This window comes from Nocardioides sp. NPDC057577 (assembly GCF_042801335.1).
Classification (GTDB): Bacteria; Actinomycetota; Actinomycetes; order Propionibacteriales; family Nocardioidaceae; genus Nocardioides.
Genome location: NZ_JBHVGB010000001.1, coordinates 60,621 through 73,261, shown reverse-complemented (window position 1 = coordinate 73,261; position 12,641 = coordinate 60,621). Strand labels below are relative to the sequence as shown.

The following is a 12,641-nucleotide window of genomic DNA, read 5'->3' as shown; positions in this document are numbered from 1 at the left end:
TGGGACAATGGATGGGTGAGCGACCATAGCGAGACGCCCGTGGAACTCCCTGATGGATGGACGACGAAGGTTCCAGACCTCGACGATCTGCCCGCACTTCTGAGGCTCCGAGCAGCCGACAAGACGCCCTTCGAGGGGTCCGGAAAGGTCGACGCCGACGCCATCACCGGCGAGATCGCCGGCCCCGCTTCCTGGACCCGCCAGCAAGTCGTCGCGGTCGACCCCGACGGAGACATCCGCGCCTGGGCCATCGCCCACGACCGCGCCGCCGGGCGGACGCTCGTCTACCTCTACGTCGACCGCACCATCGCGCAGGCCGCCGAGGCCGCCGAGGTCGCGGCGGGGCTCTACGCCTGGCTCGAGGACCAGGCCCGATCGATGGCCGAGCTGCGTGGCATCACCGAGTCGCACCTCGACGCCAGCCCGTTCGCCGACGACACCGTGCAACGAGAGTGGCTGGCCGCGGCGGAGTTCACCAACAAACGCACCTGGCTCCACATGAGCCGGCCCGTGCATCCCGACGAGGAGATCCCGGCGCTGCGTGCAGGAGTCACCATCCGGCCGGTCGAGACGCACGAGAACGGGATGCCCGTCGCGTCCGACCTGCAGACGGTCCACCAGACGCTGGAGGAGTCCTTCCAGGACCACTTCAACTCCTACCGGGAGAGCTTCCCGGAATTCGTGCAGCGTCTCCGCGAGGATCCCGGCCATCGCTGGAACCATTGGTGGCTGGCCTATGTTGACGATCCTGAGGACCCGGAGACCCTCCTGCCTGCCGGCTCGCTGGTCGCCTCGGTGCTGCCCGCCAATGCGGCCGGGGTCGAGGGGACGTACGTCGAGTACATCGGGGTCAACCGCAACGCTCGGGGCCGCGGGGTGGCGAAGGGGCTGCTCCATGTCGTCATCGGCGACGCCCTCGAGCGCGGCCGTGACCGGGTCTCGCTCGAGGTCGACGCCGACAGCCCCACCGGGGCCGACGGGCTCTACAAGTCGATGGGCTGGGTGACCGACTACGTCACCGAGTCCTGGCACAAGGACGTCACCGTCTAGGCGCCTACGTCGGGGAGCTTGAGGTCGAGGGTCGGCGCCTCGGTGCCGCCGTCGACCTCGAGCATCTTCCCGGTGACGAACTGCCCGGCCCGGGAGGTCAGATAGACGACCGCGGCGGCGATGTCCTCCGCGTCCCCGATGCGTCCGAGCGGGGTCTTCGACTCGATCTCGCCGCGCATGGTGTCGTCGCCCGCCACGAACTCGAGGGCGCTCGTACGCACCGAGCCGACGAAGATCCCGTTCACCCTGATCCGCGGCGCGAGGTCGGTCGCGGCCAGCCGTGTCCAGTGCGCCAGCGCCGCCTTCGCGGTCCCGTAGGCGAGGTAGCCCCTGCCCGCGGTGCGTCCCATCATCGAGCTGATCGACACCACCGACTGCTGCCCGTCCGGGCTCTTCACCAGGTACGGCACCGCCGCCCGGGTCAGGGCGTGGGCCGTGGTCACGTTGAAGTGGAAGGCCTCCTCGAGGTAGCCCTCGTCGGTGTCGAGGAACGTGTTCGGGATCGTCCCTCCCACGTTGTTGACCACGATGTCGAGACGCCCGAACTCCTCGTACGCCTGCTCGGCCAACGCCGCCGTCGCGGCCGTGTCGGCCAGGTCCGCCGGCACCACCAGCGCCCGCCGCCCCACCGCCTCGATCCTCTCGGCGACCCTGCGAAGCTGTTTCTCGGTCCGCGACGCGATCACCACGTCCGCCCCCGCCTCCGCCAGCGCCACCGCCGTAGCCGCCCCGATCCCGCGCCCCGCCCCCGTCACGACCGCAACGTGGTCGGTCAGTCTGAATCGTTCGAGAATGCTCATCTGGTTCCTTCACGTCGAAGCGTCAGGCCGGTCGGCCGAGGGGTCAGGTGCGTCGGCCGAGAGGTCAGGTACGTCGGCCGAAGCGTCACCTGCGTCGGTCGAGACGTCGCTGCGGCCGTTCGAGGCGTCACTTGCGCTGGCCGAGATGGCACAGGTGACGTGTCGGCCGACCGGAGTGACGTGTCGGGCGACGTACGTGACGTGTCGGGCGACGTACGTGACGTGTCGGGCGACGGGAGTGACGTGTCGGCAGACGCACCTGACGTGTCGGGCGACCGGAGTGACGCCTCGCGCGACGTACGTGACGCCTCGGCCGACCGCAGTGACGCCTCGATCATCGGGTGACCAGGCCGCGGCCGGTGATCAGGGGGAGGTCGAGCGGGCTCACCAGGCCGGGGGAGGCGGCGACGACGGCGGGGATGGTGTTGACCAGTCGCTGGGCGGTGACGATCATCCCGGAGACGTTGTGGTCGCCGTGCTCGCCGTGGTGGCTGAACTCGACGGTCATCGACGGCTCGCCGGTGACCTCGATGCGGTAGCAGCCGTCGCCGGTCGCCGGGACCGGCCAGTCGGGGTCGGAGGCCGCGTCGGTGCGGGTGACGTGCTCGAGGGTGATGCGGGGGATGCCGTCGACGGTGCCGGTGACGGTGAAGCGTACGGACCCCTGGGTGCCCTCGGCGATGTCCACCGACACGGTCTTGGTGTCCTTCAGCGCCGGGCGGCGCTCGACGTGCTCGACGAGTGGCTCGTCGAGGGTCACCCCGAGACCGGCGGCGAGGACCCGGACGACGGGTCCCCACGCGGTGCTCAGCACGCCGGGCTCCCACAGGAACGGCTTGTTCTCCAGCGAGCCCCCGAAGCCGAAGAGGTCCTTCATCACGACAGGCTGGAAGTAGGTCGAGTAGTCGGCGATCTCGGAGACCTTGAGATGGTCGATCCGCTGGGACAGCGACGTGATCGCGAGCGGCAGTACGTCGTTGGCGAAGCCCGGGTCGATGCCGTTGACGTGCAGCGACGCACCACCTTCCCGACCGGCCTCGTCGATGCCGGCGATCATCTCGTCCGGAAGGATGCCCTGCGGGTGGACCAGGATGACCGGCCCGGAGGAGACGACGTTGACCCCGTCCCGGATCAGCCCGGTCAGATCCTCGATCGCCTCGAACACCCGGTCGTCGGTCATCGCGGCATGCACGACGCAGTCCGGGGCCAGCGCGACCAGCTCGTCACGCGACGTGGTCGCGACAACTCCCAGGGTGCGCCCCAGCCCGGCCAGCTCCCCGGCGTCGACACCTGCCTTCGCCGGTGTCGAGGTCCAGACTCCGACCAGCTCCAGGTCGGGATGGGCATCGACTCCGGCGATCGCATGACGTCCCACCGTCCCGGTGGACCAGACGACGACTCTCAGCGGCTTGTCGGGACTCTGCGGACTTCCGGAGGCGAAGGACATGCGCCCAAATCTAGAACGCGTTTCAGTTTGGCGAAAGTGATTCGCGGAGGAAACTCGCCCGCCGCTACGTTGACGCCCATGACCGAGGCACTCTTCGAGGACACCCGCCATCCGACCGGTGCGCCCTACGTCGCGGACGAGGAGACGACCCTGCGCACGTTCCTCGACTTCCACCGGGCGACGCTGCTCAAGCAGGTCGCGGGCCTCGACCACGAGCAGCTCAATCGCCGTGTCCCGCCCACGACCATGACCTTGGCCGGGCTCCTCAAGCACATGGCGTACGTCGAGGACACCTGGTTCGGCGTACGTCTGGCCGGCAACGGCCCGATGCCGCCGTTCGACACGGCTCCCTGGGACGACGATCAGGACTGGGAGTTCAACAGCGCCGCCACGGACGACCCCGAAGCGCTGCGCACCCTGCTCCGCGACGCGATCGCTCGTTCCAACGAGCTCACCGACGAAGCCGGCTCCCTCGACCGCATCGCGGTCGGGACGACCCGCGACGGCCAGTCGGTCAGCCTACGTTGGATCCTGGTCCACATGATCGAGGAGTACGCCCGCCACTGCGGCCACGCCGACCTGATGCGCGAGGCCATCGACGGAAAGAAGGACCTGTGATCCAGATCCGCGAAGCGACGGCCGAGGACTGGCCGCAGATCTACCCGTTCTGGTCCGAGATCGTGGAGGCGGGGGAGACCTACGCCTACCCCGAAGGCCTCACCTCGGAGGAGGCCAGGGACCTGTGGATGTACGACCACGTCGTCGTCGCGGTCGAGGGCTCCGCCGAGGACGAGCACATCCTGGGCAGCGCCAAGATGGGTCCGAACCGCCCCGGCCGCGGCAGCCACATCGGCACCGCCTCGTTCATGGTCTCCCCGGCCGCCCGCGGCAAGGGTCTCGGCCGCACCCTCGGCGACTACTGCGTGCAGTGGCACAAGGACAACGGCTTCCACGGCATCCAGTTCAACGCGGTCGTGGAGACGAACACCACCGCCGTACGCCTGTGGCAGTCTCTCGGCTTCCAGATCATCGGGACCGTCCCCGACGCGTTCGACTCGACGTCGCACGGCCGGGTCGGCCTCCACGTGATGTATCTGCCGCTGACCTGACCTCAGGCGTTCGCGGGGAACGCGATGCCCGTGTTCGCGTGGCAGCGGTAGCCGTTGGGCACGCGGTCCAGGTACTGCTGGTGCGCGGGCTCGGCGGCGAAGAAGGTCGGGACCTCGCGGATCTCGGTGGTGATCTCGCCATAGCCACGCCGCGCGATCTCGTCGCCGTAGACCTTGGTCAGCTCCTCAGCGGTCTCCCGCTGGGCGTCGGAGACGTAGTAGAGGGCCGAGCGGTACTGCGTGCCGACGTCGTTGCCCTGCCGCATCCCCTGCGTCGGGTCGTGCACCTCGAAGAACTTCTTGACGAGGTCCGCGTAGGAGACCACGGCGGGATCGAAGACGACCCGGACGGCCTCGGTGTGGTTGGTCCGGCCGCTGCAGACCTCCTCGTAGGTCGGGTTGGCCGTGGTGCCGCCCTGGTAGCCGACCGCGGTCGAGTAGACCCCCGGCGTCTGCCAGAAGATCTCCTCGGCGCCCCAGAAACAGCCGAGACCGAAGTACGCCACCTCGGCCCCCTCTGGCGCGGTCCCGTCCTCGGGGGAGGCGAGCAGCGCAGTCCCCAGGACGCGGTGCTTCGCGGGCAGGTCGAAGAGGGCCTGGTCGCGCCCGGCGAGGGTGCGGTCCTCGGGGAAGAGCTGTGCTGGTCGACCGAACATGAGTGACCTCCAGAAAGTCAGGGTTGCTACCAGTCTCCAACACAGTTCGACGCGCGAACGTTCCCGGATGGGCCGCGAGGTGGGATCGGACGTAGGCTCGGATGCGTGAGCGAGCAGCAGCACCTCGGCAAGGCCGGTTTCGAGACCAAGGCGATCCACGCGGGCTACGAGCCCGACCCGACGACGGGTGCGGTGATCCCGCCGATCTACGCCACCACGACCTACAAGCAGGACGGCGTCGGCGGCCTGCGCAACGGCTATGAATACAGCCGCTCCGCCAACCCGACCCGCACCGCGCTCGAGGGTGCGCTGGCGGCGGTCGAGGACGGTGAGAAGGGGTTCGCCTTCGCCTCCGGTCTGGCCGCCGAGGACACCCTGATCCGCAGCCTGATGCGGCCCGGTGACCACATGGTCATCCCCGACGACGCCTACGGCGGCACCCACCGGCTGATCGACAAGGTCGAGAGCCAGTGGGGGATCGAGCACACCCCGGCCCAGGTCGCCGACGTCGACGCGGTTGCGGCCGCGATCCAGCCGGGCAAGACCAAGGTCGTCTGGGTCGAGACGCCGACCAACCCGCTGCTCAACATCGCCGACATCTCTGCTCTGGCCACGGTCGCCCACGAGGCCGGCGCGCGGCTGGTCGTCGACAACACCTTCGCCAGCCCCTACCTGCAGCAGCCGCTCACCCTCGGTGCCGACGTGGTGGTGCACTCCACGACGAAGTACGTCGGGGGCCACTCCGACGTCGTCGGCGGGGCCGTGATCGTCCGTGACCACGGGCTCGCCGAGAAGATCGGCTACCTCCAGAACGCCGCCGGCGCGATCGCCGACCCGTTCGGCGCCTGGCTGACGCTGCGTGGCCTCAAGACCCTGGCCGTGCGCATGGACCGCCACTGCGACAACGCCGAGCGCGTCGCCGACTTCCTCACCTCGCACCCGAAGGTCGGCGAGGTCATCTACCCCGGGCTGGAGACCCACCCCGGCCACACGACCGCCCAGAAGCAGATGAAGCGCTTCGGCGGCATGATCTCCTTCCGGGTCACCGGCGGCGAGGCCGCTGCGCTCGCGGTGTGCGAGCGCACCAAGATCTTCACGCTGGGCGAGTCGCTCGGCGGTGTCGAGAGCCTGATCGAGCACCCGGGGCGGATGACGCACGCGTCGGTCGCGGGCACCGACCTCGAGGTGCCGGCCGACCTGGTCCGGCTCTCCGTCGGGATCGAGTACGCCGAGGACCTGGTCGCGGACCTCGAGCAGGCCCTTGACCAGAGCTGACGCGCCCCGGACCGCCGTCTGCGTCGACTTCGGCTCCACCTGGACCAAGGCACTCCACGTCGACCTCGTCTCCGGCGAGATCCTCGGCACCGTGAGCGCGCCGACCTCGCTGCACGAGGTGATGGAGGCGTACGACGCCTGCCTGGCCGCTCTCACCGAGCAGGACTCCCGGGCAGCCGACGCCGAGGTCCTCGCCTGCTCCTCGGCCGGCGGAGGTCTTCGGATCGCCGTGGTCGGCAACGAGGAGCTGGTGACGGCCGAGGCGGGACGTCGAGTCGCGCTGTCCAGCGGCGGCAAGGTCGTCGCCGTGGTCGCGACCGCGGGTTGTGAAGCCCAGAGTGACCTGGGGGCCACGCTCAGCTTCACAACCCCCGACCTGGTGCTGCTGACCGGTGGCACCGACGGGGGCAACCGGGACGCGATCGTCGGCGCCGCGCGGGCGCTGGCAGCGGCCGGCTGGCGTGGGCCGGTGGTCGTCGCGGGCAACCGCGACGCGAACGACGAGATCGACGCGATCTTGGCCGACGTTCCCCATGTGACCTGCGACAACGTCGTTCCCAAGATCGGGGTGCTGGCGCCCGAGAGTGCCCGCGCGGCGGTCCGGGAGATGTTCCTCGAGCACGTGATCGGCGGCAAGAACCTGAGCAGCCGGTCCGACTTCCGGCGGATCGTCCAGGGGGCGACCCCCGACGTCGTGCTCCAGGGCGTCGAGACGCTGGCCGAGGTGCTCGGCGAGGACGTGGTCGTCGTCGACGTCGGCGGCGCCACCACCGACGTGCACAGCGTGGTCCGCCCTGACCCCGAGGCCGAGCACGTCCGCGAGGAGGTCGTCGCCGTCACCCCGGTGACCAGGACCGTCGAGGGCGACCTGGGCATGCGCTGGTCGGCGACCACGACGCTCGCCGCGGCCGACCACTCAGATCCGAGCCTCGCCGAGTCGGATCTCTCCGGCGAGGTCGAGCATCGGCGCAACCACCCCGGCTGGCTGCCGCGCACCGAGCAGGACAGGGACATCGACGAGCTCCTGGCGAGGATCGCGATCTCCACGGCCCTGCAGCGGCACGCGGGGCGCTCACGGGTCGTCCTGTCGCCGAGCGGCAAGGTCATCGAGCGCACCGGCACCGACCTGCGCCGGGTCGGCGTGGTGATCGGCTCCGGCGGCGTACTCAGGCACGGTCGCCCGGGCATCGAGAAGCGGGTGATGCGCTGGTCGGCCCGCGGTGGATGGCAGCTCCCGGAGGAGCCGCTGCGCGCGGTCGACAGCGACTACGTGCTGGCCGCGGTGGGCATGCTCGCGCGGTCGCACCCCGCGACTGCACGGCACCTTGCGAATCACCTGACACCCTCCCGGTAGCCTCTGTCAGGTGACGGATCAGGGGGATGTTCCCGATGGCGAGAAGTCGACCGCGAAGGATGGCTTCGAACGGGTGACGGGCGCGTTCAGACGCAATCGCGAGGCGCGTGAGGCACAGCGCCATGCCCAGGAGGAGGCCGACGCTCGAGAGTCGGCCGAGGTGGCCAAGGAGGCTGCCGCGGAGGCGCGCGAGTCGGCGGAGAGCTTCGCGCTGCGCCTCGTCAACCAGTTCGAGCGCCTGCGCGAGGAGCGCCAGGAGCAGCTGGCCGCGCCGGAGCCGGTGACGGTGCCGAAGGCGGTCAGCCGCACGGACGTCCCCTACGGCGTCGAGCTCTCCGCGCAGTGGGCCTGGCGGTTCCTGGTGATCGTCGCCGCCGGCTACCTCATCGTCCGCGCTCTGGGCCACCTGAGCATCGTCGTGGTCCCGGTGGTCATCGCGCTGCTGATCGCCGCGCTCGTCTCCCCGATCGTCAACGGTCTGGCCAGGATCGGCCTCAGACGGAGCATCTCGGCACTCTTCGTGGTGCTCGGCGTGCTCGTGGCGGTCATCGCCATGCTGAGCTTCGCCGGCACGCAGGTCGCCAACGGCTTCAACGACCTGGCCGGACAGACCGTCAAGGCGCTCGACGAGATCCGCGACTGGCTGATCAACGGCCCGTTCAACGCGAGCGAGACCCAGATCGACACCTGGCTCAACACGGTGCAGACCACCCTGGAGGAGTGGGCGGCGGCGTACGCCTCCAACCCGTTCTCCCGGGTCAGCGAGGTCGGTGGGGTCGCCCTCGACGTCTTCGCCGGCCTGTTCATCGTGCTCTTCTCCACCTACTTCTTCTGCGCCGAGGGCGAGCGGATCTGGGGCTGGCTGGTCCGGCTCGCGCCGCGGGCCGCGCGCAGCCGGATGGACAGCTCGGGCCGGGTCGCCTGGGTCTCGCTGACCCAGTTCACCCGGGCGACGGTCATCGTGGCCGCGGTCGACGCGGTCGGCATCATGATCATCGCCGCGGCCCTGCAGGTCCCGTTCGTGGTGGCGATCGGCGTGCTCGTCTTCCTGAGCTCGTTCGTGCCCCTGATCGGTGCCACCGTCGCCGGCGCGGTCGCCGTTCTGGTCGCGCTCGTCTCCCAGGGCCCGGTGACGGCGCTGCTGATGCTCGGCGGCGTGATCCTGGTCCAGCAGCTCGAGGCTCACGGCCTGCAGCCGTTCCTGCTCGGCCGCTGGGTCCGAGTCCACCCGCTCGGCGTCATCCTCGCGGTCGCGACCGGCATCGTGCTCGGTGGCGTGGCCGGTGCGCTCGTGGCCGTGCCGCTGGTGGCCGCCCTCAACGCGGTGGCCAACCACCTGACCGCCACCGCCCCGGCGCAGGCCCAGGCGCCGACGTCGCCCCCACCCCTGGCGCCGGCCAACGGCCCGACCTCCCCACCCCCGCCGAGCCCCGGAGCAGGTAGTGCCTGAGATGCATGGTCAGCCGACGTACGACGACATCCTCGAGGCCCGCGAGCTGCTGCGCGACCACATCACCGAGACGCCTGTCCAGGGAGCCCGCTGGCTCACCGACATGATCGGCGACACGGTCATCCTCAAGTGCGAGAACCTGCAGCGGACGGGCTCCTTCAAGGCTCGCGGAGCGTTCGTACGCATCGCCAGGCTGTCCGAGGAGGAGCGCAAGCACGGGGTGGTCGCCGCCAGCGCGGGCAACCACGCCCAGGGGGTCGCGCTGGCCGCGACCACCCTCGGCATCCCGTCGACCGTGTTCATGCCCGAGGGTGCGCCGATCCCGAAGGAGAAGGCCACCCGCGCCTACGGCGCGGAGGTGATCTTCGAGGGGCAGTACGTCGACCAGTGCCTCGAGGCCGCGATGGCCTTCGCCGAGCGCACCGGTGCCGTGATGATCCACCCCTTCGACCACCCCGACGTCGTCGCGGGCCAGGGCACGATCGGGCTCGAGATCCTCGAGCAGGCGCCGGAGGTGAAGACGGTCGTCATCCCGCTCGGCGGTGGTGGTCTGCTCGCCGGCGCGGCGCTCGCGATCAAGGCGAAGCACCCCGACGTGAAGGTGATCGGCGTGCAGGCGGAGACGGCCGCCGCCTACCCGGTCTCGCTGCGCGAGGGCCGTCCGATCCGGCTCGACAAGATGCCGACGATGGCCGACGGCATCGCCGTCGGTCTGCCGGGGGAGACCAACTTCCCGATGATCCAGACCTACGTCGACGAGATCCGTACGGTCTCGGAGGAGGCGATCTCGAGTGCGCTGCTCGCGCTCGCCGAGCGGGCGAAGCTGGTCGTCGAGCCCGCCGGTGCGGTCGGCGTGGCCGCCCTGATGGACGCCCCCGACGCCTTCGAGGGCCCCGTCGTGGTCGTGCTCTCCGGCGGCAACATCGACCCGCTCCTGCTCGGCAAGGTGATCCAGCACGGCATGACGCTGGCCGGGCGCTACCTGCCGGTCGCGGTGACGATCCCCGACCAGCCCGGTGCGCTGGCGACCTTGCTGTCGGTGATCGGCGACACCGGGGCCAACGTCATGGAGGTCGTGCACTCGCGCACCAACCCCGGCCTACGGCTCGCCGAGGTCGGCGTTCAGCTCCAGCTGGAGACCCGGGGTCAGACCCACGCGCAGCGAGTGCTCGAACAGCTGCGCAGCAAGGGATATCCAGCGACCACGCACTGAGGCCACGCCTGACGTTCCGTCGAACGGTCTCGAGGTCAGATTGCGCAACGTTTCGGTCGCGAACTGTCCCGAGGTGTGGTTGCCTTGTTAAACTGAAAGTTCTGACGATCTCCCGCAGGACAACCGCCTGGGTGAAGTATGCCCAGCGTGAGGGAGACAAGGCGCCGGTGATCGAGATGACCGGCGCCCCTTATTTATATTCACTACCCATCAGGAGCAACCCATGACGCAGTCGACCGAGACCACCGCTGCCACGATCTGGCTGAGCAAGGGCGCGTTCGAGAAGCTGACCGCGGAGTTGGAATACCTGAAGGGCCCCCGACGCCAGGAGATCCTTGCCGAGATCAGCTCCGCCCGCGACGAAGGTGACCTCAAGGAGAACGGCGGCTACCACGCCGCCCGCGAGGAGCAGGGCAAGCTCGAGGGTCAGATCCAGCAGCTCGAGGCGCTGCTGCGCAAGGCTGACACGACGGTCCCCGAGGACGACGGTGTCGTCTCGGTCGGCAAGCTGGTCACGTTCAAGTTCGAGGGCGATGACGACGACGAGGCCGAGACCCGCCTGATCGCGTCGATCGAGATGAAGGACTACGCGGGCGGCGTCGAGATCTCCTCGGCCGCCTCGCCGATCGGTGCTGCCCTCATCGGTGCCAGCGCCGGTGACACCGTGACCTACGAGGGTCCTCGCGGGCCGCTCAAGGTCGAGATCCTGAAGACCGAGGTCTTCACCGCCTGATCCGCGTGCGGGTGCGCTGCGCGGTCACTCGACCGTGCAGTCACCCCACTCGACCCGCAGCGCACGGCGCTCGGTCGGGATGGTGATCGTCTGGCGCCCCTCGGTGGCGGTGAACTCGAGGTGGCCGACCTTCTCCTCCTTGTCGTCCTCGGCCTCGACGGTGCACACCGGCTTCGCGTCCTTGTCGTGGAGGCGTACGACGAAGGTCACCTCGACCTCGTTCTCGCTGACCGCCTCCCACGTCTCCAGCCCGGAGGAGACCTCGGGGTGCAGGGCCAGCCAGAGCGCCCAGCCGAACCAGCCGACGATCGCCACCAGGGCGAGGATCAGACCGATCATGAGTACGCCCGGCCGACGGCGCGGGCCGCGGCCGTAGCGGGTCGCGATGCGGGAATCTTCGGCTGACGGCGTGCTCACGTGAACATGGTCCCATCCCGCCGAAGGAGACCGCACATCCGTCCCCGGACGCCTACCACCAAAGTTGTCCGCGGACTGGGAGCGGGTAACCGAACCGTGAGACGGAGCGTGGTTAGGATTGAACTCATGCCAGAGCAGCTCCAGCAGGCGTTCCGCCTGATGCACGTGCACGCGCACCCCGACGACGAGTCGAGCAAGGGCGCGGGGATCACCGCGAAGTACGTCGCCGAAGGGGTCGACGTCCATGTCGCGACGTGTACGGGCGGCGAGCGGGGCGACATCCTCAACCCGAAGATGGAGCGCCCGGGGATCCTGGAGAACATCCACGAGATCCGCCGCGAGGAGATGCATCGCGCCCGCGACATCCTCGGCATCAAGCAGGACTGGCTCGGCTTCGTCGACTCCGGCTGGGTCGAGGAGTTCATGCAGGTCAAGGACATGGCGGCCAAGGACTGGTCGCTGCTCCCCGAGGGCTCCTTCGGCCGGACCCCGCTCGAGGTGAGCACGCGTCGGCTCGTCGAGATCATTCGCTCCTTCCGGCCGCATGTGGTCACGACGTACGACGAGAACGGGGGCTATCCGCACCCGGACCACATCATGTGCCACCGGGTCTCGGTGGAGGCGTTCCGGGCGGCGGGCGACCCTGACCTGTTCCCGGACGCGGGTGAGCCGTGGCAGCCGCTGAAGCTCTACTACAGCCACACCTTCAACTACCCCCGGATGATCGCGCTTCACGAGGCGATCAAGGGCCACGGCCTCGCTTCGCCCTATGAGGAGCGCCTCGAGACCTGGAAGCCGGATCCGGGCTGGGACGAGCGGGTCACCACGAAGGTCGAGTGCGCCGAGTTCTTCGGCGTGCGGGACCAGGCACTGCTCGCGCATGCCACCCAGATCGACCCCGACGGCCCCTGGTTCGCGGTGCCCCGGGAGATCGAGAAGGAGGCCTGGCCGACCGAGGACTACGAGCTGGCGACCTCCTACGTGCCGGTGCCGGAGGCGGAGAGGCGCGAGGAGACCGATCTGTTCGCCGGTCTCGACGTCTCGACCGCCGACGACGAGGGCAAGGCCGCTGTCGGTCGCGAGATCAGCTTCGGCAAGGTCGTCACCGCCTGAGGGTCTCTCAGGCACAGGTGAGAC

14 protein-coding genes are annotated in these 12,641 nt (G+C 69.5%); 10 read left to right on the top strand and 4 right to left on the bottom strand.

Annotation, left to right across the window (positions count from 1 at the left end; all coding sequences use genetic code 11):
- The first annotated feature begins 39 nt into the window (after window positions 1-39).
- A complete protein-coding gene (locus ACFU7D_RS00355; protein ID WP_378861784.1) occupies window positions 40-1,050 on the top strand; it encodes a GNAT family N-acetyltransferase in 1,011 nt (336 codons plus the stop codon).
- On the opposite strand, the gene ACFU7D_RS00350 is transcribed toward ACFU7D_RS00355, so the two are convergent.
- Complete coding sequence (locus ACFU7D_RS00350) at window positions 1,047-1,850, bottom strand: SDR family oxidoreductase (protein ID WP_378861781.1); 804 nt, start codon at window positions 1,848-1,850, stop codon at window positions 1,047-1,049. The two genes, ACFU7D_RS00355 and ACFU7D_RS00350, sit on opposite strands and share 4 nt — an antisense overlap.
- A 159-nt stretch (window positions 1,851-2,009) precedes the next feature.
- Here ACFU7D_RS00350 and ACFU7D_RS00345 point away from each other — a divergent pair, with 159 nt between their 5' ends.
- Complete coding sequence (locus ACFU7D_RS00345) at window positions 2,010-2,195, top strand: hypothetical protein (protein WP_378727320.1); 186 nt, start codon at window positions 2,010-2,012, stop codon at window positions 2,193-2,195.
- Here the strand turns inward: ACFU7D_RS00345 and ACFU7D_RS00340 are convergent.
- Entirely contained in the window at window positions 2,185-3,297 is a 1,113-nt protein-coding gene (locus tag ACFU7D_RS00340; protein WP_378861778.1) for a diacylglycerol kinase, read from the bottom strand. The two genes, ACFU7D_RS00345 and ACFU7D_RS00340, sit on opposite strands and share 11 nt — an antisense overlap.
- A 78-nt stretch (window positions 3,298-3,375) precedes the next feature.
- Here ACFU7D_RS00340 and ACFU7D_RS00335 point away from each other — a divergent pair, with 78 nt between their 5' ends.
- Both ACFU7D_RS00335 and ACFU7D_RS00330 read left to right on the top strand, forming a co-directional pair.
- Window positions 3,376-3,915: a DinB family protein gene (locus ACFU7D_RS00335; RefSeq protein WP_378861775.1), complete on the top strand. Its 540-nt coding sequence runs from the start codon at window positions 3,376-3,378 to the stop codon at window positions 3,913-3,915.
- Entirely contained in the window at window positions 3,912-4,406 is a 495-nt protein-coding gene (locus ACFU7D_RS00330) for a GNAT family N-acetyltransferase (RefSeq protein WP_378861772.1), read from the top strand. The genes ACFU7D_RS00335 and ACFU7D_RS00330 overlap by 4 nt, the downstream gene beginning before the upstream one ends.
- A gap of 2 nt (window positions 4,407-4,408) precedes the next feature.
- On the opposite strand, the gene msrA is transcribed toward ACFU7D_RS00330, so the two are convergent.
- Entirely contained in the window at window positions 4,409-5,062 is a 654-nt protein-coding gene (msrA, locus tag ACFU7D_RS00325; protein ID WP_378727316.1) for a peptide-methionine (S)-S-oxide reductase MsrA, read from the bottom strand.
- A gap of 105 nt (window positions 5,063-5,167) precedes the next feature.
- Here msrA and ACFU7D_RS00320 point away from each other — a divergent pair, with 105 nt between their 5' ends.
- The 5 genes from ACFU7D_RS00320 to greA all read left to right on the top strand — a co-directional run bounded on the left by ACFU7D_RS00320 (window position 5,168) and on the right by greA (window position 11,087).
- Window positions 5,168-6,337, top strand: coding sequence for a cystathionine gamma-synthase (locus ACFU7D_RS00320; protein ID WP_378727315.1), 1,170 nt, complete (start codon window positions 5,168-5,170; stop codon window positions 6,335-6,337).
- On the top strand, window positions 6,324-7,691 hold the full coding sequence (locus ACFU7D_RS00315) for a glutamate mutase L (protein WP_378861770.1): 1,368 nt from the start codon (window positions 6,324-6,326) through the stop codon (window positions 7,689-7,691). The genes ACFU7D_RS00320 and ACFU7D_RS00315 overlap by 14 nt, the downstream gene beginning before the upstream one ends.
- Window positions 7,692-7,701: 10 nt before the next feature.
- Window positions 7,702-9,141, top strand: a complete 1,440-nt coding sequence (locus tag ACFU7D_RS00310) for an AI-2E family transporter (protein ID WP_378727313.1) — start codon at window positions 7,702-7,704, stop codon at window positions 9,139-9,141.
- A 1-nt stretch (window position 9,142) separates the two neighbouring features.
- Window positions 9,143-10,354, top strand: a complete 1,212-nt coding sequence (gene ilvA / locus ACFU7D_RS00305; protein WP_378861835.1) for a threonine ammonia-lyase — start codon at window positions 9,143-9,145, stop codon at window positions 10,352-10,354.
- A 223-nt stretch (window positions 10,355-10,577) separates the two neighbouring features.
- Window positions 10,578-11,087, top strand: a complete 510-nt coding sequence (gene greA, locus ACFU7D_RS00300) for a transcription elongation factor GreA (RefSeq protein WP_378727312.1) — start codon at window positions 10,578-10,580, stop codon at window positions 11,085-11,087.
- 24 nt (window positions 11,088-11,111) lie between these two features.
- On the opposite strand, the gene ACFU7D_RS00295 is transcribed toward greA, so the two are convergent.
- On the bottom strand, window positions 11,112-11,504 hold the full coding sequence (locus ACFU7D_RS00295; RefSeq protein ID WP_378727311.1) for a DUF4307 domain-containing protein: 393 nt from the start codon (window positions 11,502-11,504) through the stop codon (window positions 11,112-11,114).
- Between the two features lie 126 nt (window positions 11,505-11,630).
- Here ACFU7D_RS00295 and mca point away from each other — a divergent pair, with 126 nt between their 5' ends.
- Window positions 11,631-12,617, top strand: a complete 987-nt coding sequence (mca, locus tag ACFU7D_RS00290) for a mycothiol conjugate amidase Mca (protein WP_378861765.1) — start codon at window positions 11,631-11,633, stop codon at window positions 12,615-12,617.
- The last annotated feature ends 24 nt before the right edge of the window (window positions 12,618-12,641 follow it).